The sequence below is a fragment of the Acinetobacter sp. YH12052 genome (assembly GCF_013419835.1).
Taxonomy (GTDB): Bacteria; Pseudomonadota; Gammaproteobacteria; order Pseudomonadales; family Moraxellaceae; genus Acinetobacter; species Acinetobacter amyesii.
In genome coordinates, this window is the sequence record NZ_VOZI01000016.1 from 1 (window position 1) to 23,964 (window position 23,964).

Below are 23,964 nucleotides of genomic sequence, written 5' to 3' on the forward strand. Positions count from 1 at the left end.
AAACCTTCAAAATTCTTGCTGAGCGATATCGCAATCGAGGCAAAAGACTAGCATTAAGATTCAATCTAATTGCTGGAATTTATAACTTGGAGCTGAGTGAAAAATGACTTATGAAAGAAATCTATTTCATATTAGCAGAATAAATGCAAAAAACCGTATTTACCTGACCAAATACACACTTGCACAAAATTTAACTAAAATACTGTTTTAAATCAATTTAATAAAATATTTTTCATATTAAAAAATAATCAATCAATATCCTTTAGGAAATATAATAAAACTTTAAAAATGAATTTTATTTACTAAAAGATACAAATGAATTTAATATCAATCTTTCTAAATTTTTCACACACTTTATAGAGATATTTAAATTATTTATATATCCCCAGAATTGGGGATATGGCGTATATCATGTTTCATATTTAAGCAGAAAAACTAATTTAAAGCTGTAGATATGCAGCGCATAGTATGCGTCCTAAAGATATCAATTCAACACAGCAGGTTTTATGAACGGTGAGCATTCACATGAATATGCTTTAAAATTCTGCCGCGCAATGAATATGAACAGCTTGTTGGGTTAAGGGCTGGGTAAATGCCAGATCGCAAGCATGTAAAGCCATCCGTCCGAGTGAGCTCTGTTTGGCATTCGGGTGATACAGTTGATCCCCAGTAATTGGGTGCCCAATATGCATCATGTGTACACGTAGCTGATGAGAACGCCCAGTCACTGGTGTTAATAATACTCGGCTAATATCCTTGCTTGCGTCATAGCTGATGGCTTGATACAAGGTTTTTGAAGGTTTGCCCAATTCAAAATGCACCATCTGTCGTGGGCGATTTTCCCAGTCCGTAATGAGGGGCACTTCAACACTACCCTCACCTTCGAGTTTGCCTTGAACCAAAGCCACATATTGCTTTTGAACCGTCCTCGCTTGGAACATTTTACTCACCGCCACTTCTGCATCGCGGTGTTTCGCAAACATCAAAATGCCTGATGTTGCCATGTCTAAACGATGGGTAATTTTTGCAGCAGGATACTGCTCCAAAACACGAAGATAGGCACTGTCATGATGCTCAGGCAAACGTCCCGGAACCGACAGCAATTCCGCCGGTTTTTCGATGACAACCAAGTCTGCATCTTCATACAAAATACGTAGAGGACCTTGAGGCGGCGCATAGACAAAGTTGGGATCTAAAGGCATGGACAGACTGTGTACTGGGAGAATGTCGGCAAAATAACAACTGACTAATTCGCTGTCAATCGACTTTAACCGATCAGGTCTAACCCTAACGATTATTGGTACCCAATTTACCAAAGGCTGGTGCTAATGAATGAGACAAATCATCCTCCAGTAACTGTAAGATGCTTGCACTCGTGGTTAAAGGATACTGATGTAGTGTGATGCGATATTTGCCCTGAAACCACTGCGATAAATGCAATGCATAGGTTTGTTTAGGCCCAAGACCTAGATGTTGTTTTAAACGGCTCTTTATACCTGTCCGTGATGATCCGACATACAGAATGTGATTGGGTTGATTTAACTTGGCACAGGCATGGGTTTTCAATGCCTTAAATGCGGCGTAGTCTTGATATGTCTGCTGTATATCGCCACCGACTAGCTCTATCACGTAAATATAATGTGCGTGTTGAGCAAGATCATCAAAACTTGAAAACTCAAATATACATTCCGCTTTAGTCTGCTGTGCTTGCAGACAATCCTGTATCAATTGATCCAGATAATCCATAACAAAATTATTTAAAATTTAGATAGTTAAGCATAACAACTTTGTTGAAAAGGACAATCTGAAGCTTAGATTAAGTTTGATTTCTTCTGCGTGATATTTATTACATCAGCAATAATCAAAGTGTGTTGGGAATGAATGCGAAGTTTGGAATTTTGAAAAGATGGAATAATTTATTATTCGATTGAATTCTTAAAAATTTTTTAGGGTGTAAGAGAAAACAGTGTTGTTTACTTCAACTATCATCACTTTGTAAGTCATGATCTTATAGCCTATAAACTTCTGGTTTATAGCGTCCTAAGCTGAATCGAGACCTTTTGGGTGAGTACTGTACACGTGTTTTGCACCACTGACAGCATGCTACTCTTTTCAATCTCTGTAACACCCTTGAGATATATAGTAGTGATATCGAAGAGGGATTGTTTCCCTGAAAATTACTGTTTTCAGCTTATTTTAAAAATATTTTTCACATTTAAAGATATATTGAAAATATTTTTCCTAACTATGGTTTTTTATCACTTTTTTCATCTTATAAATGACTTTTCCCGAGAATTTCCGCCACAACTTAGTACTCAAACAACAATTATTTATGCTGTTCAAAGCCAACTATTGCTTCTTTTTACTCATTTCGGACAGCAAATCCAGCTGAATTTCCTGAATCTTGGCAAGACGATCCCATTGATGCATCAACAAATGATCTATCTTTTCATGTAAATGGCGAATTTCTAATTCAGCTTTTAAATTCACCTGATAATCATTCTCCGAACGCATGCGGTCTTTAGCTTCTTGACGGTTTTGGCTCATCATAATAATGGGCGCTTGTATGGCAGCGAGGCAAGACAACATCAAATTCAGCAAAATAAAAGGATAAGGATCAGCAGGATGCTTCACCATCACCACCGTATTGACTAAAATCCACACCGCTAAAAACAATGTAAAACAAATAAGAAATGCCCAGCTGCCGCCGAATGTTGCAATTTTATCCGCTAGCCTTTCGCCAAAACTCCACTGCTGATCCAGCTTTTCTTCAACATTTTTGCTAATCAGCTCATGCTGCTGCATGCTGTTCAGCACCTCATATTCTAAATTGGAGACTTCGCCTTGTTCGGAGTTCAGAATTGACTGCACATACTGCATACGGTATTTGGTTAAATCAGTTTGGCATATATAGTCCTGAGCACCAGATTCAGGAAAATCCTGTGCAATTTCTTCTGTAATGACTTTACGCACGGTTCCCATTGGAATCATATTTTTCAGTGGGAAACTTTTTTTGCACACCAAACAAGTACGGCATTCTACTTTCCCGTTCATTCTTGTCTTGCCCAATTGAGTTTTATGTTCTTTTGAGCATACTGTTTTGCCTAAATTTAATGCAAGCAGCTTGTGCTTTTACACCCAGTATTTTCTATGATTTGAGCCTATTTTAGATAGTGCAATGCAATGTAGGGGGTTAAATTCAAAAGTAAAATACCAATTTTATAGACAGCCATTCCACCATAATGAATAGCGTCAAACTGCTGATCGCTCAGCTTAAACCACTGCCCATGCAGGCGTTTCACCCAATCTTTAGCAAAGACAAATACCACAAACCAAATGATTAAAATCAGATAGTTAATCACTAGGCTATACAGCAAGAAATCGCTTAAATGACTCAAGTTCATGGCAAATCTCCTAAGCGTATTTTTATCCTTAGTTTATGCCCCTTTCGAGCAATTGAATATTGCTTTTAAAATTCCGCTTAGATTTGGACTATTTTATGAGAGATGCCTGACGATCTTTGAGCTTGTGCTGATTTCACTGGTGTGGTTTGTTTTGTGCGGATTAAAGGAGTAATTATTGTTTTTTATTTTGGCTTAAATTTTTGGGGTGCTATAAGAGAAAACAATGTTGTTTACTTCAACTATCATCACTTTGTAAGTCATGATCTTATAGCCTATAAACTTCTGGTTTATAGCGTCCTAAGCTGAATCGAGACCTTTTGGGTGAGTACTGTACGCGTGTTTTGCACCACTGACAGCATGCTACTCTTTTCAATCTCTATCACACCCTTGAGATATACTTTAACCAAAGGGCATCGGGATTAATTTCCTAAGTTTTTCTAATTTTCTGCAAATTCAGCAAATTTTTTCAGCCATTTTAGGTTTAGCAGGATATTTTATCTTTTCAGCTTATTTCAGCGTTTTTTATCTGCAGATTTGCCCAATTATAAGAAAATTTTCTTTTACAACAGACCAAACGTCCAAACACAGCGTCAAATTTAAAAATATATCGCCGCTGAACATTCCCCCTACGCTTCAATTATCTACGTTGATTATGACTCACAAAACACCGCTCAGTGAGTAACTAATGATCTAGATCTATCTTTGTTCTACTTATTGAACTGATGTTACGCAGTAACATCAGAAGCGCAATTTGCTTCAAATAAATGAACGATACGCGGCAACGTCATCCGCAAGTGTTTGAGACAGAGCTACTTTTAATCAAAAATGTTTTTGCGATACTGTGAATAATTTGACGGTAATGAGCGAGTTTTGCGGTGAGGAGCATTGCTCCGCAAGATGGTTTCCTTGCGAAGCTTCGTAAGAGTACCTCTAGCCGAAGGCTAATCCCTTTATTCAATCCCTAGATATAAGACACCGTCGAATAGAATTAAAAATCATTTTAAAAATGCAAAACTACTTTTAAGTGTGTAACATCAGTTATTTAATGGATGATCTATTCAATGCATTATTGGTCAATGAGCTAAATAGCTTTGTACCCACTGTGCGCTAAACCACCAACCACTACATGCCGCCATACCACAGAGTAAATTGGCCAAAATTTTATTCATTCGACTGAGGTCTGATGCATATATTTTGAGATTGATCAGATATGCAATCACGGCATATACCAGGCCAATCGCACCACCAATGATGATCAAGATCAAGGGCCATGCTGCATAGGCATGTGCCTGTGCTGGATATTTTGTAGAACGGATGGTTTCTGTGGTCATGCTGTATATCCTATTAATAACGCGATTACCTTTTTTAGTTAGCAATTTCTACGCCATTTTTCTTGGATATACAGCTTTATTTCAAGGTTAATGCATGTTGAATTTCTAGCTTTGACTACAGCATTTATCGCAACCGACAACTTTTTCTGTTGGCCAACTCATTCGTGCACGCTTATAGGCGAGTTCGAAATTGGCAAAATAACCAATCAATATTTGCTGGTCAAATTGCGGCATGTCTACACATCCTTGCGTACCATTGTGAATTAAATGCGAGCCATTCGTTAAGGCATTTTCATCGACTATAAATTTAATCATCTACCATTCCCCTCATTATTTTTTATAAAATTCAAAGATTAAATAAATCCATATAAAAAGTATGTGATTTATAATCACATACTAAAATTATGCCTTTATTGTTTAAAAATCAACCGAATTTTAAAGATTTTTTTAGCCGTCTCTTGGATGACTTAAACGCAGAATGATCTGCTCTTTTAGGACGGATAGGTGAAATTGCTCGATAGTATTTTTTGCGCTTAAGCCAAGTGCTTTGAATGTTGAGTAAAGGTATTTTTCACTCGAGCTGACATCAACAAATATGGCATCCAAATCAGACACCCCATAGTACTCGTCGCTAACTGTATGATGCTTTCTGTATCAGTAGCACTTCTTATAATTTTTTATAATCTTTATCAAACGCTGCCAAAAACTCAGTTTCGGATTTTTATTTCTATATTTATTAAGCAAACACGCAGATCACTCACTCTAAAAGATGGATTCATTTTAGAGTGAAATCTTGACTGGTTTATAAAGGGGTATCGACCTGTACAGTTCGTTTTTGGCGAATACGGCGAACCAACCAGATCACGATCGCAATCACTAAGATCACCACAAAAAATGGGACTAAAAAGGCCAATACTGACAAGACAGCCGCGCCAATCCATTCCCCTGTAGATAAGATCGGATTTGCAACGCCACCTGTGGTTGCGGTAGATACACCACGCGCAGCGACGGTACTCATTTGCACTGCTGTTGCTGTACCACCACCGACAATAATTGCTGCCGCCCAACTGGCAAACTGTGACATTTCACCTGAGCTTACTGCCATTGTGGCAATCGTCCCTGCAATCATAGCTGCGGGTGTTGAAATAGTGTCGAGGGCATTGTCTACCCAAGGGATATAGTACGCGGCGATTTCACAGACAGTCGCAATTGCTAAGCCAATACAAACCGCAGGCATAGACAACCATTCGAATCCTTTCATCGGTTCGAATAATCCTAAAATGGAAGCAACACTCATCACCAATAAAGGTACAAAGACACGGAAACCACAGGCAGCACTTAGGCCAATACCAATACACAGTCCTAATATTGTTTCCATGGGCTTCTCCGAACGGTTAAACGTACAATTTGTTTTTATAGATGCAGTGTTATACGTTAGCAAAAAGCCCTATCGTGTGATAGGGCTTTTCTTTCTAAACAGCGGATAACTGTTAGTGTTTTGCAGCTTAGGCATTCTTATTGTTAAATTGATTGCCTTGGCATTTGGTACACGGTGGTAAACGATCAGTACCAATTTCTAAGTAGACGCGGTGTCCGCATTGAACACAAAAATAGAAGCCTGTTCCGGGTTTTTGACCAGCAGTAACCATTTTTGTTCTCCATGTGTTTTTAGAAATGGTAGATTCAGTATAACCTTCTTGTGATGAATGTCTATTGGTCATTTCGACAATTGATAATGGCATTTAGGCAAAGCATAATTTCGTGTGGAAATTTTGGTGGGTTTACAGAGATTTGCTGAGCCAGTTTTCTACTTGCAGTTCGTCTACACGCAGAAATTCTTTTTCATTGTTTGTGACCATGACCCAATTATTTGATCGTGCATGAGCAGCTAGCCATAAATCGTTATTGCCAATTATTTGCCCCTGAAGCGCTAACTGTTTTCGAATTTGAGCATAGTGTACGGCGGTGTGTTCATCTAACTCTATAACAGGAATGATTGAAGTTAATTCATCAATCACTTTGAAAGCTTTGTCTTTCCATTGGCTTTTTTCCGCACCAAAGCGAAGTTCCCCCAAAGTAATCACTGAAATAAAAATATTGCCGTCAGGTAAATGTTTTTCAAAATGCTGACGGACAATTTCGGGTTGATGCTTGGTGATATAAATACAGATATTGGTATCTAATAAATATTGTGTTGGCATTAGAACTCTTCTCGTTCTTGCGGTAGTTCATCCACTCTTGTTTCTGCATAAAAGTCGTCTGGCATTTGCGCCAAAACTTTAAATAGTTGGTCTGCTGTAACTGGTTTTTCTCGCAGTATAACCTCATCACCACGGCGGAAGATTTCTACTTCTTTGCCTTCAAAGCGAAATTCTTTGGGTAAGCGAATAGCTTGGCTGCGACCTGTCATAAAAACTTTTGCTGTAGTCATAAAGCGACTCCATCAGTTTTGATATATACCTTATGATAGGTATTTATTGAGTATTTTTCAATCAACCAATATTTTTTCTAAGTAAAAAATACAATATCTAGGTGACTGCCATAACTCTGGGTATAAAAGTTGAATTGATTCTTCTGGAAAAACCTCTTCAAGCTCAGATATTTTGAAACCAGCCTTAGAAAATTTATTAATATAGTAGCTAATTGGTCTATGAATATACGGAACTTCAACCTCGTTTGTATTATCTTGAGAAATTTTAAAAAGAGTATTTTTTTTAATTTCTTCATGATAAGAATACTCATTTTTGCTAAAAATCTTTTTATAATCATTATAAAAAAATGGATGAGGCAATGAAATTACAAGTGTGGCGTTAGGTTTTAACCTTTTAAAACTTTCCTTCAACAAACTATCAATGTCTTCCACTACATGAAAAACTAAATGAGCTAGAATAATATCAACCTCAATCGAACTCTTTAAATCGCTTATATAAAAGTTATTTAACTCTAAATATTTACAGTTTTTTAAAGTATCTTTAGCTTTTTCATACATCCCTAAAGACGGCTCTAAAGCAATATAATGTTCAAACTTTATTAAGTTTGTTAATTCTTTTGCCAAATGTCCTGTACCACAGCCAATCTCAATAATTTTTTTTTCATTGAAGTTGGATAGTTTTTCTAAGTATTTAGGCACAAACACTTTTGAAAAAGTTAGGTCTTTATTACTTTCAATTTGGAATTTCCTGATTTCACTTAAATCACACCAACTCATTTTCTTGCTAGCTCTTTAGATTTACAAATAATATCCTTTGCCATAGCTATAATTTGTGGTCCTGAATTATGATCAAAAATAGTAATTTCATGTTCGGGATGAACACCTTTAGCAATAGCAAGTTTTTCGCATCCAGTTCTATCACCATTTATAAGAGTAAATCGTGCTTCCGGTGGCAAGTTTTCATTAGTAATGATAAATATTGCACCAGCTAAACTCGACTTAATCTGAGGACTCACTTCACTAGGTGTAATAATTTCAAGCTTAATTCCGTCTTCTATTTTTTGATTTAATATTTTTAATAAATCATCATTTTTAATAAGCCATGAAACCCTATTACTAACTATCGTTGCACTTGTCCCCATTCCTATAAACTCTTGCATAAAGGCTAAAGTTTCATCGATCTTAGAATTATTTTTAATCTGTGGAATATACTTAAAACCTTTTTTTACAAATAGTATGCTAATTCCTATTATTTCAATTAAACAAAGTGTTACTAATTCTTTTAGGTACGGTAAATTAAAAAACTGTACAACTTGATTTTCATCCGAATAAATTGTTGTCCAAGTATATATAATGCCACCTATAGCTAATAAAGCAGTAAAAACCGTAATTCCCAAGAAAAAATATAATGTAATTTTAATAATTGATTGCACTTTATATTCCATAAAAAACCCCACATAAATGTAGGGTCTTTTTACAACAATATCAATAACTTTTAGCTTAAAATCTTACGCCACATTCCCTTCTAAAAAGTCCTGCGCAAAGCGTTGCAACACACCACCCGCTTCATACACATGCACTTCTTCCTCAGTATCCAAACGGCAAGTCACAGGCACTTTAATGATTTCATTTTTGCCGTCTGCCGTCGAACGCTCAACCACCAAAGTTAAGTCAGAACGTGGCGCAATATTACCAATCACGCTATACAACTCTGTACCATCCAGCTTTAAGGTTTTACGGTCAGTACCCGCTTTAAACTCTAGCGGCAGCACACCCATACCTACAAGGTTAGTACGGTGAATACGCTCAAAACCTTCTGCCACAATCACTTCTACACCAGCAAGGCGCACACCTTTAGCAGCCCAGTCACGGCTCGAACCTTGACCGTAGTCTTTACCTGCAATAATGATCAAAGGTTGCTTACGGTTCATGTAAGTTTCAATCGCTTCCCACATACGCATCACTTCGCCTTCAGGCTCTACACGCGCTTTTGAACCTTGCTTGATCGTACCGTCAGAGCGAACCACCATTTCATTGAACAATTTCGGGTTGGCAAATGTTGCACGCTGTGCCGTCAAATGGTCACCGCGGTGGGTTGCGTATGAGTTAAAGTCTTCCTCAGGCACGCCCATTTTATGCAGATATTCACCTGCAGCCGAATCCATCATGATCGCATTCGATGGCGATAAATGGTCAGTGGTGATGTTGTCAGGCAGAATCGCAAGCGGACGCATATTTGCAAGTGTACGTGGTGCAGCCAAAGCCCCTTCCCAATACGGCGGACGGCGAATATAAGTACTTTGCGGACGCCAGTCGTATAGTGGGCTTGCCGCTTTTTCACGCTCACCCAAATCAAACATTGGGATATACACTTTCTTAAACTGTTCAGGTTTAACCGCTTCTTTCACCAATGCATCAATTTCAGCATCAGACGGCCAAATATCTTTTAAGTAAATTGGATTACCGTCTTTGTCATTGCCCAGTGAATCGATTTCGATATCAAAACGAATCGTCCCTGCAATTGCATACGCCACAACGAGTGGAGGCGAAGCCAAGAACGCTTGTTTTGCATAAGGATGGATACGTCCGTCAAAGTTACGGTTACCTGAAAGTACCGCAGTTGCGTACAAATCACGATCAATAATTTCTTGTTGGATTTTTGGATCTAAAGCACCTGACATACCATTACACGTGGTACATGCATATGCCACGATACCAAAGCCTAGTTTTTCTAAATCACCCAATACACCTGCTTCTTCTAGGTATAAAGCTGCTGCTTTAGAACCTGGTGCAAATGATGATTTCACCCAAGGTTTACGCACAAGTCCTAACTCATTAGCTTTACGTGCAAGTAAGCCTGCTGCCACGGTATTACGTGGGTTAGAAGTGTTTGTACATGAGGTGATTGCTGCAATGATGATTGCGCCATCAGGCATTAAACCTTCAGCTTCCTGAGCTTTAGCCGCTTCTAAGTTACCTGCAATGCCTTTGGCTTTTAAGTCAGCCGTCGATACACGCGCATGCGGGTTCGATGGACCTGCAATATTACGAGTGACTTGTGATAAATCAAAACGTAGTACACGCGGGTATTCTGCCGCTGTCATATCCGACGCCCAAAGACCAATTTCTTTGGCATAAGTTTCAACCAATTTCACTTGATCCGCTTCACGGCCTGTCAATGTCAGGTAATCAATGGTGTTTTGATCGATGTAGAACATCGCAGCCGTTGCACCATATTCAGGGGTCATGTTAGAGATCGTTGCACGGTCGCCTACAGACATACTGTCTGCACCTTCACCGAAGAACTCTAAATAAGCACCAACCACACGTTCTTTACGCAAGAATTCAGTTAAAGCCAATACGATGTCAGTTGCGGTAATGCCTGCTTTACGCTGACCGACAAGCTCTACACCAATGATGTCTGGCAGACGCATCCAAGATGCTCGGCCGAGCATCACGTTTTCAGCTTCTAGACCGCCGACACCGACAGAAATCACACCCAATGCATCAGTATGCGGCGTATGTGAGTCTGTACCCACGCAAGTGTCTGGGAATGCGACACCTTCACGGTTTTGAATTACTGGAGACATTTTCTCCAAGTTGATTTGATGCATGATACCGTTGCCCGCAGGGATCACATCAACATTTTCAAATGCTGTTTTGGTCCATTCAATGAAATGGAAACGGTCTTCGTTGCGACGGTCTTCAATTGCGCGGTTTTTCTCAAATGCGTCAGGGTCAAAACCGCCAAATTCTACAGCTAGAGAATGGTCAACAATCAGCTGCGTTGGAACAACAGGATTGACTTTTGACGGGTCGCCGCCTTGGTCAGCAATCGCATCACGTAAGCCTGCAAGGTCAACCAATGCGGTTTGACCGAGGATGTCATGGCACACCACACGTGCAGGGTACCAAGGGAAATCGTAGTCTTGTTTACGGTTAATCAGCTCTTTTAAAGATTGTTCTAAGATTGCAGGGTCGCATTTACGAACCAACTGCTCTGCAAGGACTTTAGATGTATATGGGAGTTTTGCGTATGCGCCTGGCTGAATATCTTCTACGGCTTGGCGTACATCGAAGTATTCTAGCTGGGTGCCTTGCAGCGGTTTACGGTAGTTGTTGTTCATAGCGTTCCTGCCCTCGGTCTTTCATTTTTTTGCGTTGTCTTTTTCATAGACAATTCATCTTTGTTCGATAGGCATACTACACTGCCGAAAACCCATTTCCCAAATCTCATATATTTCATATAGTTAAATATAAAAATAGGGGTTTTTGAAATATTTAGTTACACTAACTTTGGAATATTCGCTCTAAATATGAATTTTTTTGAAAAATAGCTGCAAATCCGCCTCATTCTTTAGTCTAAGGTAAATTGCACTGCATAATATTTAATCTAAATATCAACCAAATTGATTAAAAATCAGTCTTATCAATTTTAGTATTTAATAATCAAGGCATTAAATTACTTCATTAGCTCATTGCGCCTCAAAGTCATAATGTGAATCAAAACACGGTTTTATTATTTATTTTATCTTAATTCTCAATTTATCCCTATTTGCAGGGATAGCGTCGAATCACCCCTCTCTCAGATAATAAAAGCACGACATACAAGCACAGTAATTCGCTGTACTCGCCAAAATAATCACAATATTTACAAAACCTTAGCTAAATAAATCAGCGACTACTGTTCTACCGTCATTATGCTTTGGGGAAAGATCATGACAAAATTTAAAACCATCATTGGGGCTGGCTGCCTCTTAAGCTGTCTCAGCTTCATTGCCTGTGGCGACAACGACCAATCGACAACGGATTCGACGATTCAAGAAGAGGAAGTAGACTCACCGACTGTCGTCTCGAATCCACCACGTTTGAAAGCCAATGCACAAGGTCAACATGAACTACTGATAGCGTATAAACGCCAAGCCTTATACGACCCTGAAACCGGTGAAAATGACCTATTACAGGTCAGAGGCTATCTGACTAAACCTGAACTCTGGAACTCAAAAAATACTGATGGCAGTGTTTCGGATGTGTTGGTTGGCCCACAAATTCGTGCGAAACAAGGTGACAATTTAAAAATTCATCTGGTCAATCATCTTCCTGTTGAATCGACGGAGACCTGTCCAAGTCCAGTGACCAATATTAACCAAGGGAACTGTTTTAACACTACAAATTTACATACACATGGTCTTTGGGTTAGCCCGCAAGGAAATAGTGACAACGTATTTTTGAGCTTAAAACCTCAGCAAGATTTTCATTACGAATTTAAGATCGAACCGAATCATCCTGCGGGAACATTTTGGTATCACTCTCATGTACATGGTTCAACTGCGATTCAGGTCTCAAGCGGCATGGCTGGCCCTTTAATTATTGAGGGTGAGCGGAAACCCGTCATTCGTCAGGGGCAAATTCAGCAGACTGGTGATTTGGACATCTTATGGAAAAATCAAAAAACCCAGCAGTATGACCATGAAAAAATCATGCTGTTCCAGCAGATTCAATACAATGAAGATTGCGACAGCAATTTGAGCCAAGTAAATGGCACACCCTGCATCTATAGCTTAGAAGATTATTCAAAACTCGATATACCGACCTCCTGGGCGGATGAAAATCGTTTTACCAGTATCAATGGCAAAATGTTTGGTGAAATTAAGGTGGATCAGAACCAATACCACCGCTGGCGCATGATTCACGGCGGTATCCGTGACACCATTGCTTTGACCATCAAAGAACTGCCTGATTCTGCGCTCTTTACCGCAGAGCAAACCCTTAGTGAATGTCAAAAATATCAAAGCAAGTCGATGTCTTCACAGTTTAAAACGCTGAAAACATTACCATTATATACCCTTGCACAAGACGGCTTGACCATGGGAAAAATCCAAAAGCAAGGGATTGAAATTTTTCAGCCGGGTTATCGCTTTGATGCCATGCTCTCTTTCCCGACCACCAATAAATACTGTGTATACGATGCCAAGCTGAATCTAGAAGATGAAATTAATGCGCCTGAATCAAGTCCGCTACTGCGTCGCGCACCGGAAGAAAAACTCAATACGCAGCTCCTCGGTTGGGTCAATGTGCAAGCAACCCAACTACCGCAGCAAACGCCGTTTAACTTCTTAAAAAGTCAGGCCACCCAACTAAAACTGGCACCAGAAGTGATTGCACAGCTCGAACAGGGTGATTTATCAGCCTTTATCTCGCATGCGAGTTTAATGACTGCTGAAGTCGATGAAATGCTCAAAACGATGGCGAAGCAAATCACCAACTTTGACATTCTGTTCAATACAGATGGCAGCTTTAAATTTGGTATTCGTCATGCCGAAGAAGGTACCTTGATCAGCTTTGGCGATGCCTACCATGATGAAGACCATACCCACCATAGCTATGTCCGCAAGCTTCCAATCGGGCAAACCCAAGAGTGGGAGTTGAGCAGTAATGTTGCCAGTCATCCCTTCCATATTCATGTCAATCCATTCCAAGTCGTGAAAATATTGAATGAAAATGGTGTCGATGTCAGTGCGATCGGCAGCTCAGATAAAGATGGTGCAGGAAATATTGACTCGCAATATCATGGAATGAAAGGCGTTTGGAAAGATACGCTCTTCGTCAAACAGGGCTATAAAATCTTTGTGCGCAGCAAGTACGAAAAATTTGAAGGCGACTTCGTGCTGCACTGCCATATTTTAGACCATGAAGATCAAGGCATGATGGAAACCGTGCGTATTTGTGGCGACCAATATGATTGTAATAGTGAACCGCCTTCACATCATTCCACTATAGATATGACTGCAAGCGATATGCCGACACACAATCACTAAGACAGATCTCTGCTGTACAAAAGCCCATATCAATATGGGCTTTTTGTTTGCCTAACACTGCGGCTTGCTGCAAAATAACATGATTAATGATATCTAAAATTTATACTGAGGCTGGTCATGACAACGTCTATGGCATTCACATCTTTTTCTCTCAACGGTGTCGATGCACAAAAATTTCTACAAGGGCAAGTGACTTTGCATGTTGAACGCCTTGAAGAAAATGCAACACGTTATACTGCAATCTGCGACCTCAAAGGCCGTATTCACTTTGGTTTATGGCTCACCAAACACAGTGCTGAAAGTTTTTCTATTGTCACTACAGCAGATCAAGCCGAAGAATTTGCCAAACATATTAAAAAATTTGGTGCATTTTCTAAGATGAAACTTGAAGAAACTGGTGCAGTTTTTCCAAGTTTAGCCGGTGATGACACGACTTTTGCTTCGGCGCCGACGGATATTGCAGCATGGGAAGTTCAAGCCATTCAAGCGGGTCAGGCCTATATTGACCAAGCGCTTGAACATGTGTTCCAACCGCAAGAGCTACGTTTACATCAGCGTGAAGGTGTACACTATGACAAAGGCTGTTATTTGGGTCAGGAAGTGATTGCACGTTTATGGTTTAAAGCCAAACCCAAAGCTTGGTTGCATGCGATTTCAGGTACAGGCGCTGCTCCTGCACAAGGCGAACAGCTGAATAAAGGCGTGCAAGTGGTAAATAGCGCGGCTGTAGAAAATGGTTATGTAGCACTGGTTGTTGCTCGTCCTGAAGCCTTAGAAGAGTTAGACGTGACTGTTTTAGCCTTGCCTGAAGCATTGAATGGTGATGTGGCGCGTCCGCAGTCAGCTTAAATAAATTCAGAAGATAGCTACATTTAGCTATCTTCTTTTATAATAAATCTAAGTTTTAAATTTTAAAATTCATCATGTTAATTTGACTATTTTTAAACTAAAATGCACTCCGAATTTTAACAATAAACTATATAACGATGCATCAGACACAATTTCAAGACCCAAAGCACAAGATCATTGCCCTTTATTACGGAATTTTTGCCCTTCTAGGCATGGTCATACTCGGCAATCAATTGTTTTCAATTCAGCTATCTCTACTTGTTTTGATTATTATTCTTGTACTGTATGTCCAACTCTTTTTCATGCTAATGGGCGCTATCAAATATTGGAAAAGAGATGTTCTAGGCTTGAAAATACTGTTTTGGATCAGCTTAAGCCTTGTCCCGATTATTATCACACCCTTAGTCATTTACTATCCAAAAGTAACAACTGGCTTTTTTCTCTTTATGCAAAGCTCATTTGGCTTCAGTAGCACAGGCTTCGAGTTTCATGTTGCCTACGACACCCAACTCACCCTCTTAAATACATCTTTTTGGGGAATTGGAATCAATCTTATTGAATTTTTTCTATGGTTACGCTTTAAGAATATTGCAGCAAATAATCATATTTCGATTGCCCATTTCAAGAATGAAGACTTAGAACTGAAACGCTATGATTAGCCATTTTTGACCGTATATAAACTAGAATTCTGACATCTGGTCTGACCTTCTAAATCTTCTGACCATCCCTAAGCACTCAAAGCCAAAGCCTAAAAATTTTGGCTTTTTAATCACTCATTTTTTTCCCTCACATAATAAATCACCCCTGCCCGATCATCCGAAAAATAAAAAGATTTTTCATCGATCTTATAAATATCTGCAGGTCGCCCATACACCGTTTTACCGACTAAAAAACCATCCATAAAGGTTTCAAGTTTTTGTCCTTTACGCATCATTGCAATTTGATAGCCATGACCAATCGCCTCGTCGGTAGAGCCATGCAAAGCCACTAAAAAAGCATTTTTAATAGTGGCATCGGTATGAGGGTCATCAAAATAATCAAAACCCAATGCAGAGGAATGTGCAGGAAAATAAGCATAGGGCGATGGAACATTTTTACAGCCAGATGCACGTTTAAATTTAGAATCCGCCAAGACTTTGCCCTGCCATGAATAACATGCGGGCCAGCCATAATCGGCATCCCGCTTTAACGCATAAAAAGTTTCATCGGGCTTTTTACTTCCCAAATGATCGGAACCTTGATTGGTTGCAAATAGAAATTTTCCGATCCATTTTAATCCAACTGCGTTACGTAAACCTGTCGCATACATCCGTTGCTCTGAACCATCAGGATTCATCTCGATGACTGAGGCTCGCACTTTTTCTTTCTCTACACACGCATTACAACTCGAGCCAACCGACACATAAATCTTTCCATTTCCACCGACTGCAATCGTCCGCGTCAGATGCCAACCGCCGTATTTATAACTCAAACCATAATCAGGAAATGTCGCTAAAACTTCAGCCTTACTCGAAGGCTGAGTTTCTCCTTTGTTGAATTTTTGCCGTGTCAGTTGGTGCGTTTCTGCCAAATAGAGCCAATCCTGTCCTTGAGCATCGGTATAAAACTGAACTGAATTTGGATTTCTCAAACCAGTCAAATAAGGAATGATTTTGCCAAATTTACCTGTGTCAGCATTCCAATCATCCAATATATATACAGTACCTTTTTTATTATCTGTTAGATCATACATATCCGTGACAAGCATTCTGCGATCAGGTGCTTGCGCAAAAAAACGAACACATTTGAGACCTTCGGCAGCAGGAATAATTTCATACTGCGCAGGCAAATTTAATGAAAACTGCTTGCCATTTTTTAAATGGATTGGATGCGGTACAAGTTTGGGTTGTTGCGCCCAACTGGTCATTGAACAGACGAAACTAAAGATCAAGATGGCGCTTATTTTTATCATATTTAAATACATCTCAATGAATCATGTATATCTATATTCATCATAGATGCCTTGTATCTATTTTATTCAATTTATATTTTTAGAAAATATTATACTTTTGAAAAGAAAGGTTTTTTTTAATCACATATGCTGTTGCAGCACACAACAGTCAAAAATAAGGAGGAACTTTATTCCCCCTCACGTCTTCGTTTTTAAATCATGATTTTAATCAAAATCCATGAAACAACTTATTCATGTCTTTGCATACATATTCTTTAAAATGATAGGCGCGCGCATGTTTGGCATCAAATTTAGCTTCTAAATCGCCTTTTTTGAAAATATAAACCCGATCCTCTTTACTGACTAAAAACTCTGCACCCAGTTTCATCAAAAGCGCATCTATTTTATCTTCATCTGCAATCGATTCATCTGCATTGATTTTATCGTAATTGCGTTTAATGCCTTTAATAAACATCGCGCTGCCTCTGAGAAAATAACAATGCGCGATTAAATCAGAGTCCTGCTTTTTTGCAAAGGCTTTTGATGCAATAAAGTCATGGCATTTAAAGCGCTAAGGGCAATCAACATTATTTTATAAAAACGCTTTAAATCACAATTCCTCACTTTACATTTACGTAAATCTACCTATGATGTAAAAACCGACAAAAATAACCACCAAAACACATAAACGGAATTATGTGTATGATTTACAAAAGGTTTCAAGATGAAAAAAATCCTACTCGCAAGCATTATAGCAATGAGCGCTCAATTCGCTTTTGCTGAAACTAAAACAGATGCCGTCGATCCTGAATTTGCTAAAGTGGAAGCCATGGTCAAGGCCAAAGATATGAATGGCGCCTACCAAACACTGAGCAAGCTTGCAGCAAAAGGTAATGCTCAGGCCATTTATAATTTGGGCTATCTTACTCAAACAGGTCAAGGCGTAGCGAAGGATGAGAAAAAAGCCATCCAACTCTATGAACAGGCTGCAGCCAAAGGCTACCCTGTTGCTAACTATGTTTTAGGTAAAAATTATGCAACGGGCACACTGGGCTTAAAACAAGACACCAATAAGGCCAAACAATATTTAGAACGCGCATCTTCGGCAGGTTTTGACGATGCCTCCATCGACTATGCCATTTTACTTTTTGCAGAAAATAAACCTGAGTCAGATAAATTGGCACTCAGCAAACTTGTTCCGCTGATTAAAAAAGGCAACTACCCTGCGATTCATGCCAAAGCACTTTATGACATCAGTGCGGGCTTTAAAGCTAAAAATGAAAAGCCTATTCAGCAAGGTCTAAATAGCATTCAAGAGTTAGCAAAAAAAGGCTATGTCCCTGCATTGATGGCGGTGGGCAATATGTTTGTAAATGGCAATATCATCCCGCAAAATTTGCCTGAAGCTAAAAAAATATTTAGCGCATTAGCCAAAGAAAATATTCCGCAAGCCAAAGAATCTTTAGCAACCGTGGATAAAATGATTGCTGAACAAGCCAAAGCACCTAAAGCCAATGCGAAAAAGAGTTAATTAAGCATTAAAAAAAGCCCTGCATATGCAGGGCTTTTTTCATAGGTTAATGCAAATCTTGATCTGATCAAAATCACGCCCACCACAGACTAATTAATACGCCTGTTACGACAAAGCCCAAGATGGTACTCATCAACAAAGGCGTTAAGGTCTTTTCATTTAAGCCATAAACTTGCCCAAGCATGGCAAAAATCGTCGGCATCGGCAATGCGGCAATAATCGTCCCTGCATATAACATCTCTTGGCTGACATCGGTCAAATAACGTAAGCCTAAATAAGTCAGTAAAGGCATCACCAAGTTGCTTGAAATCACCAAATAGAAGCTCTGAGCATTCACATACTTTAAGCTCATACCGACAATCCCACCACCAATTGCAAACAGCGCCAATGGTGAAGCCGTTTGACCTAACATCGCCAGTACATCATTGATTTGATGAGGCAAACGGATTTGGAAAATTGCAAAACCAATCCCTAGCATTACCCCTGCAAAGAGTGGATTTTTTAACAGGATCAATAAGGTATTTTTGATGATGTCGCCAATATTGGCTTTTTGCTGTGAACTTCCTAATTGCGCAAGGACCAGCACCGTTGGAATCAGCAGCACACTTTCAATGATGACGATTAATGAGGTATAGGTCATCGCATTTTGACCGACCAATAAGCTTAGGACTGCAGTGCCAATTAAGCCTGTATTTGACATGCCAGCGCCTAATGACAGTACCGCTGTTTGCGACATATTATTTTTAAAATGTGTCGACAATAGCCAATAGGCCATGCCATACAATAAAAATGTGACTCCGGTATAAACAAAGAAATAGCCAGGATACCAAATTTGATGCAAATCTTTAGAAGCTAATGACTGAAAAAACAAAGCCGGCAGTGCAATTTTAATCACAAATGCACCAATGGTTCCGACCTGTTCTTTACTCAATAAACTGCATTTTACAGACAGATATCCCAAGGCCAAAAGAAAAAAGATTGGACCAATCACCTCAAAGACCATACGAAATATCCTGTGTAATAGACTCAGCCATCCACACCCTCAACCTGAGAGTGTAGATCGGACCGCTATAAATTTTGAAAATTAGAAAGCCGTAAATTGACTTCTTTGTGCATGCGGCTGACAGCGTAAATACTGCGGAGAAATTTTTAGGTTTTCACCGAGTTCAGCAGCGGCATGCCATGGCCAACGCGGGTCATATTGAATTGCACGAGCAAGACCAATCGCATCTGCCATGCCATATTGTAAGATGCCTTCGGCTTGCATTGCTTCGGTAATTAAACCCACAGCAATTACGGGAACCTGAACGGCTTGCTTAATGGCTTCAGCAAAAGGCACTTGATAACTGGCTTGTAATTGAATTTTTTGCGCAACATCTAAGCCGCCACTAGAAACATGAATATAGGCTGTGCCTAGTTGTGCAAGCGCTTTTGACAAACCAACAGCCGAGTCTAGATCCCAACTCGGTGCTTCAGTATATTCCATCCAGTCAGTTGCGGAAATACGTACCCCTATTGGATAATCTTCAGGCACGGCATTTTTCATGGCTTGGAACACTTCAAGGGTTAGACGAATGCGATTTTCCAAACTGCCACCATATTCATCGCTACGATGATTCGACAATGGTGACATAAATTGATGCAGTAAATAACCATGTGCAGCATGTAGCTCAATTAAGTCAAAGCCTGCATCTACCGCGCGTTTTGCTGAATCGGCAAAGTCTTGAATGATCTGCTGGATTTCATCTCGACTTAAAGCATGGGGTGCATGATCTGTGACATTAAAGGGCAACTCACTTGCTGAAACAGTTTGCCATCCTTGAGGATGATCTGGGGGTAATTGTCCACGTCCTGCCCATGGTTTATCTGTCGATGCCTTACGACCCGCATGTGCCAGTTGGATAGCAAATGGCATAGGTGAAAGTGATTTCACCTTGGCCAATAGTGCCTTCATCTGTGCGCGTTGCATATCATTCCAAAGACCGAGGTCTGCATAGCTAATGCGTCCCTCTGCCTGTACAGCCGTTGCCTCGACGATACAAAGTCCGGCACCTGACAAGGCATAATTCGCCCATTGTTGTTCATGCCAATAGCTTAACTCCCCTTGCTCATTGGCAGAATATTGACACATGGGTGCAATCACGATTCGATTAGTCAGCCCCAATGTTCCAAACTGAATTGGTTGAAATAACAACGCCACATTACTCTCCTTTTAGAAGGCTTTGGTCACACTTAATCCTGCACTCCAATTCACCCCATCCGCGGGTTCAAAGAAGCGTCCGTTTCCATCATTGACGATCACTGAACCGACATAGTTCTCATCAAACAAATTATCTGCACGTACATAGGTTTTAACTTTCCAATCAGCTTGTTTCCACACATAACCTGCGTTGGCAGAAACCACGGTATAGCTCGACGCGGCATCACTGTTGGCATCATCGACATAGACTTTATCCATATAGCGAACATCTAGGCCGGCATTAAAGCCAATATCTGGCTGCCAATTCAGTGCGGCAAACGCTTGGTTTTTGGCGATACCCGGTATATAAGTGCCTTTGACGACATCACTGTCAGGAATTGCGGCATCAAAAGTGGCATCGATATAACTGTAGCTTGCTTGCGCGCTTAAATCTCGCCATAGCTGTTTATTCCACGAAAGCTCAACACCTTCACGTAAGGTTTTATCGGCATTTTTATAGGTTGCACGACCATTGATACTTCCTGCAGAGACGATGTCATCTTGGGTTTTACTTTGGAACACTGCTGCAGTGAAATTCCCCCATGCATTTTGTGATTTAAGCCCAAGCTCGTAGTTATCGCTACTGGCCGGTTTTAAATCAAAATTCATGCCGTCATCTTTAGAATAGGCCATTTCTGTAAAGGTCGGTGTTTCAAAACCTTTGGCATAACTGACATAGGCATTCAGTTGAGGTGCAATATTCCAGCTTAACGCTGCTGAAGGTAAAACTTTGTCATAGTCAGTTTTACCGCTGTCGTCACCATTGTCTTTATCTGCTGCATATACTGCTTGCTGCTGATAATGATCTTTAGACTCATAGTGTACATTGCTATATCGTAGCCCTGTATCTAAAGTCCAATTGGGTAAAAAATTCCACGAAGCTTGTACATAGGGATCTAAATTCCACAAGGTATTATTTTCATCACGGCGTAAATCACCTTTCACGCCATAATTGTCATTGGCATCAAAATTTTCATAGCCCTTACGGTCTTCATCCATGTAATCAAAGGCAAGGCCTGCAGTTAAACGCGTATTCGGCAAGAGGTCTTTGCCTGTCCAGCGAATATCTGTTCCATAATAGTCACGGCTAAAATCAATCACACCGCCTGCATGGCGAGGGTTTCTTTGACTTGTTGATGATATTGGATTTCCATCTTCATCTAAGCCTAAATTGATTGAATACTCACCTTTAGGAATCGATTGATACTGGGTTACATCACGTTGCCCCATATATACCATTGCATTAAGTTCATGCTGATCATTCAATGGTTTTTTCCATGTTAAGCCCGTTTGAGTTTGGTTAATTTCTTTACGTACATCAAACTGCTTTAAAAATGCTACTTGCTGTTTCGGATTTTGACGCAATTTCTCCCGAGTCAACCCTTGTGGATCATCGGCATTGATATCCACATGATTCACAATCCAATTGACCTTGGAACCATCATCCAGATCCCAAGTCAGTTTTGCATTGCTAAGTACCTTATTTGCGGCACTATGATCACGGTACCCATCGGTTTCAAAATAAGAAGAACTGACAACATAGCTAGGTTCATTGGCCTGTTCTGAGCCACCTTGCAGCACAATATCAGCACGGCTTTTATTATGACTGCCGCCCGAATAGCCGAGTTCGATCGAGTCTTTTCCAGTACCTTGCTTGGTTGTTGTTAAGATTGCCCCACCCGAAGAGTTGCCATATAAAGAAGAAAATGGCCCGCCCAATACCTCGATATGATTTAAGCTACTCATATCGATGTTTGACGTCTGTCCTTGCCCATCCGGCATAGTCGCAGGGATTCCATCAACATATAAACGGATACCACGCACACCAAATGTTGAACGTGCGCCAAAGCCTCGCATAGACAGTTGCAAGTCTTGTGCATAGTTTTCACGGTTATTCAGTTGTAGTCCGGGCACACCTTTTAAGGTTTCAGACAGATTGACGCCCGTATTGTTATTATTTTCAGCCTGCTGTACACGGTATACCGATGCAGGTGTTTTTAACCACGTGGTATTGGTTCGTGGTGCTTCAATGGTAATCTCAGGAAGTAAAACAGGTTCCGTAGAACCTGTTTCTGCATACAGCTGTTGGCTAATACATGCCGTCAGGCAAAGTAAATGTGTCTTAAATGATGTGACGTTAAATTTACTTTGCATAGAGCACCTATTTTGACATTAGAAGATTACCTTAGAGCTTAAACCAATTAGGAAAGCATCATCAACTCGATTTGTTGAGCCTGGGTTAATCACATATTGTAAACTAGGGCGAATCATCAACCATTTCGTCGGGTTATGGCTATAGTTCAACTCGACATTATATTCTGCACTTGCATCAAATTTCTCAGCAGAAAGTCGATCATTGACATGCACACGGTTCACGCCCAAGCCGACCATATCGTTAGGTAAACGATCGGCCAATCCAATGTATTTCAAACCCAACTGCTGTGAGTTATCAACTTTTGTGGTGACACGATCATGCCAAGTAAAATTGGCAAAGCTATGCAAACCACGTTTGCCTTCACCTGTAGACGTCAATTGCTGTTCTACGGCTAACCAACCTGCAAAAGTACGGTTTTTAGCATCAGCTGGATTTGCAATGTCTTTTTGATTTTTGACATCATCAGCCGTGTTATATATACCGCCAACACGGTAACTGCCTGCTAAACCATTCACCAATGCTTTCGGTGTCCAAATGATTTCTACAGGAATAGTTACACCATCGGCATCATCGGTATCCAAATTCCAACCATGGCGTTCCAAAGCATTTTCAGGGTTGTATTCATACACACCCGCTTGTACAGCAAGTTCTGGGCTAAGCTCTTGCTTCACACGTGCGCCCCACTGTGAAACTGGGGTATTCATCCACATAGAACCTTGCCATTTACCCATTTGCGCAGCGCAAAACGCAGTACTGGCAAAGTCACAGCCCATCACGTTAAAGTCCATGCCCAAACCTAAACGGCCTGCTTTAATGCTTAAGCCTTGCTGTTTAAATTGCTTTTCAATAGACAGTTCAGATAAGCGAGTTTTCTGATTACCACGACCAAAATTGGCTTGTGCATTTGCCAATTGAGGAACATCTCCTTGCAAATCACGAACTGAGGTACTTTGACCTTGACGTGCAGTCATCACGGCACGCACAGTCACACCATCCCAACCTGCGAGTTTTTCCATATCAAGCTGTGTACCTAACCACAATTGGCTAGCTACCGTTGCTGAATGTCCCGGATTACGACCACCATCGGCAAGATAGGCTGCATCAGCAGCAAAATTGGCCTCAAACTTCACACCTTGTTGTGCAAGTTCGGTACGTTTACCATCCCAATCCCCGAGCATGTACTGACCTTTAGTATCGAATGCTTCTGCGGCGTGAACATGTGTCATGGCTGCTGCAACAAATGCAGGTAGAAGAGCTAGACTGTATTTTTTCATGG

At 40.2% G+C, this 23,964-nt stretch carries 24 protein-coding genes and 1 pseudogene; 5 read left to right on the forward strand and 20 right to left on the reverse strand.

Going from position 1 to position 23,964, the window contains the following annotated elements; all coding sequences use genetic code 11:
• Positions 1 to 107, forward strand: a pseudogene (locus FTU06_RS12575) (IS5/IS1182 family transposase); the annotation flags it as partial.
• A 429-nt stretch (positions 108 to 536) separates the two neighbouring features.
• Here the strand turns inward: FTU06_RS12575 and FTU06_RS12580 are convergent.
• The 14 genes from FTU06_RS12580 to acnD form a co-directional block, all read right to left on the reverse strand.
• Positions 537 to 1,202 (reverse strand): pseudouridine synthase, encoded by a 666-nt coding sequence (locus FTU06_RS12580; RefSeq protein ID WP_078191125.1) that lies wholly within the window; start codon positions 1,200 to 1,202, stop codon positions 537 to 539.
• An 85-nt stretch (positions 1,203 to 1,287) separates the two neighbouring features.
• Positions 1,288 to 1,746 (reverse strand): GIY-YIG nuclease family protein, encoded by a 459-nt coding sequence (locus FTU06_RS12585; RefSeq protein WP_180146955.1) that lies wholly within the window; start codon positions 1,744 to 1,746, stop codon positions 1,288 to 1,290.
• Positions 1,747 to 2,349: 603 nt separating this feature from the next.
• A complete protein-coding gene (locus FTU06_RS12590) occupies positions 2,350 to 3,054 on the reverse strand; it encodes a DUF1003 domain-containing protein (protein WP_180146957.1) in 705 nt (234 codons plus the stop codon).
• Positions 3,055 to 3,161: 107 nt separating this feature from the next.
• Positions 3,162 to 3,404, reverse strand: coding sequence for a DUF6868 family protein (locus FTU06_RS12595; RefSeq protein WP_180146960.1), 243 nt, complete (start codon positions 3,402 to 3,404; stop codon positions 3,162 to 3,164).
• A gap of 1,073 nt (positions 3,405 to 4,477) precedes the next feature.
• Complete coding sequence (locus FTU06_RS12600) at positions 4,478 to 4,735, reverse strand: hypothetical protein (RefSeq protein ID WP_168378548.1); 258 nt, start codon at positions 4,733 to 4,735, stop codon at positions 4,478 to 4,480.
• Positions 4,736 to 4,840: 105 nt separating this feature from the next.
• On the reverse strand, positions 4,841 to 5,050 hold the full coding sequence (locus tag FTU06_RS12605) for a hypothetical protein (protein WP_078191130.1): 210 nt from the start codon (positions 5,048 to 5,050) through the stop codon (positions 4,841 to 4,843).
• 218 nt (positions 5,051 to 5,268) lie between these two features.
• Entirely contained in the window at positions 5,269 to 5,409 is a 141-nt protein-coding gene (locus FTU06_RS17130) for a DUF2569 family protein (protein ID WP_180147050.1), read from the reverse strand.
• 128 nt (positions 5,410 to 5,537) lie between these two features.
• Entirely contained in the window at positions 5,538 to 6,113 is a 576-nt protein-coding gene (locus tag FTU06_RS12615; RefSeq protein ID WP_111884815.1) for a DUF4126 domain-containing protein, read from the reverse strand.
• Positions 6,114 to 6,240: 127 nt separating this feature from the next.
• Entirely contained in the window at positions 6,241 to 6,477 is a 237-nt protein-coding gene (locus FTU06_RS12620) for a hypothetical protein (protein ID WP_143221616.1), read from the reverse strand.
• A gap of 39 nt (positions 6,478 to 6,516) precedes the next feature.
• Positions 6,517 to 6,936, reverse strand: a complete 420-nt coding sequence (locus FTU06_RS12625; RefSeq protein WP_078192327.1) for a type II toxin-antitoxin system VapC family toxin — start codon at positions 6,934 to 6,936, stop codon at positions 6,517 to 6,519.
• Positions 6,936 to 7,166: an antitoxin gene (locus FTU06_RS12630; RefSeq protein WP_180114682.1), complete on the reverse strand. Its 231-nt coding sequence runs from the start codon at positions 7,164 to 7,166 to the stop codon at positions 6,936 to 6,938. The genes FTU06_RS12625 and FTU06_RS12630 overlap by 1 nt, the downstream gene beginning before the upstream one ends.
• 57 nt (positions 7,167 to 7,223) lie before the next feature.
• Positions 7,224 to 7,943: a bifunctional 2-polyprenyl-6-hydroxyphenol methylase/3-demethylubiquinol 3-O-methyltransferase UbiG gene (locus FTU06_RS12635; protein ID WP_180114680.1), complete on the reverse strand. Its 720-nt coding sequence runs from the start codon at positions 7,941 to 7,943 to the stop codon at positions 7,224 to 7,226.
• Positions 7,940 to 8,611 (reverse strand): hypothetical protein, encoded by a 672-nt coding sequence (locus tag FTU06_RS12640; protein ID WP_218948294.1) that lies wholly within the window; start codon positions 8,609 to 8,611, stop codon positions 7,940 to 7,942. The genes FTU06_RS12635 and FTU06_RS12640 overlap by 4 nt, the downstream gene beginning before the upstream one ends.
• A gap of 63 nt (positions 8,612 to 8,674) precedes the next feature.
• On the reverse strand, positions 8,675 to 11,293 hold the full coding sequence (gene acnD, locus FTU06_RS12645) for a Fe/S-dependent 2-methylisocitrate dehydratase AcnD (RefSeq protein ID WP_180146962.1): 2,619 nt from the start codon (positions 11,291 to 11,293) through the stop codon (positions 8,675 to 8,677).
• Positions 11,294 to 11,884: 591 nt separating this feature from the next.
• Between acnD and FTU06_RS12650 the strand changes: the two genes are divergently transcribed.
• The 3 genes from FTU06_RS12650 (at position 11,885) to FTU06_RS12660 (ending at position 15,492) form a co-directional block, all read left to right on the forward strand.
• Positions 11,885 to 13,984, forward strand: coding sequence for a multicopper oxidase family protein (locus FTU06_RS12650; protein ID WP_180146964.1), 2,100 nt, complete (start codon positions 11,885 to 11,887; stop codon positions 13,982 to 13,984).
• A gap of 117 nt (positions 13,985 to 14,101) precedes the next feature.
• A complete protein-coding gene (locus FTU06_RS12655) occupies positions 14,102 to 14,833 on the forward strand; it encodes a folate-binding Fe/S cluster repair protein (protein WP_180146967.1) in 732 nt (243 codons plus the stop codon).
• A 137-nt stretch (positions 14,834 to 14,970) separates the two neighbouring features.
• Positions 14,971 to 15,492, forward strand: a complete 522-nt coding sequence (locus tag FTU06_RS12660) for a hypothetical protein (protein WP_180146969.1) — start codon at positions 14,971 to 14,973, stop codon at positions 15,490 to 15,492.
• Between the two features lie 110 nt (positions 15,493 to 15,602).
• Here FTU06_RS12660 and FTU06_RS12665 read toward each other — a convergent pair whose 3' ends face one another.
• Both FTU06_RS12665 and FTU06_RS12670 read right to left on the reverse strand, forming a co-directional pair.
• On the reverse strand, positions 15,603 to 16,784 hold the full coding sequence (locus FTU06_RS12665) for a sorbosone dehydrogenase family protein (protein ID WP_180146972.1): 1,182 nt from the start codon (positions 16,782 to 16,784) through the stop codon (positions 15,603 to 15,605).
• Positions 16,785 to 16,992: 208 nt separating this feature from the next.
• Positions 16,993 to 17,238 carry a hypothetical protein gene (locus FTU06_RS12670; RefSeq protein WP_078191141.1) on the reverse strand — a complete coding sequence of 82 codons (246 nt, stop codon included), beginning with the start codon at positions 17,236 to 17,238 and terminating at the stop codon, positions 16,993 to 16,995.
• Between the two features lie 249 nt (positions 17,239 to 17,487).
• Here FTU06_RS12670 and FTU06_RS12675 point away from each other — a divergent pair, with 249 nt between their 5' ends.
• Positions 17,488 to 18,294, forward strand: coding sequence for a tetratricopeptide repeat protein (locus tag FTU06_RS12675; protein WP_180146975.1), 807 nt, complete (start codon positions 17,488 to 17,490; stop codon positions 18,292 to 18,294).
• A gap of 73 nt (positions 18,295 to 18,367) precedes the next feature.
• Here the strand turns inward: FTU06_RS12675 and FTU06_RS12680 are convergent, their stop codons facing one another.
• The 4 genes from FTU06_RS12680 to FTU06_RS12695 all read right to left on the reverse strand — a co-directional run bounded on the left by FTU06_RS12680 (position 18,368) and on the right by FTU06_RS12695 (position 23,962).
• On the reverse strand, positions 18,368 to 19,297 hold the full coding sequence (locus FTU06_RS12680) for an AEC family transporter (protein ID WP_180146978.1): 930 nt from the start codon (positions 19,295 to 19,297) through the stop codon (positions 18,368 to 18,370).
• 81 nt (positions 19,298 to 19,378) lie between these two features.
• The gene (locus FTU06_RS12685) at positions 19,379 to 20,494 is read right to left on the reverse strand and encodes an NADH:flavin oxidoreductase/NADH oxidase (RefSeq protein ID WP_168378535.1); all 1,116 of its coding nucleotides are present in this window, start codon (positions 20,492 to 20,494) and stop codon (positions 19,379 to 19,381) included.
• Between the two features lie 12 nt (positions 20,495 to 20,506).
• Positions 20,507 to 22,687 carry a TonB-dependent receptor gene (locus FTU06_RS12690; RefSeq protein WP_180146981.1) on the reverse strand — a complete coding sequence of 727 codons (2,181 nt, stop codon included), beginning with the start codon at positions 22,685 to 22,687 and terminating at the stop codon, positions 20,507 to 20,509.
• Positions 22,688 to 22,705: 18 nt separating this feature from the next.
• Positions 22,706 to 23,962 carry a carbohydrate porin gene (locus tag FTU06_RS12695; protein WP_180146984.1) on the reverse strand — a complete coding sequence of 419 codons (1,257 nt, stop codon included), beginning with the start codon at positions 23,960 to 23,962 and terminating at the stop codon, positions 22,706 to 22,708.
• Positions 23,963 to 23,964 lie beyond the last annotated feature (2 nt).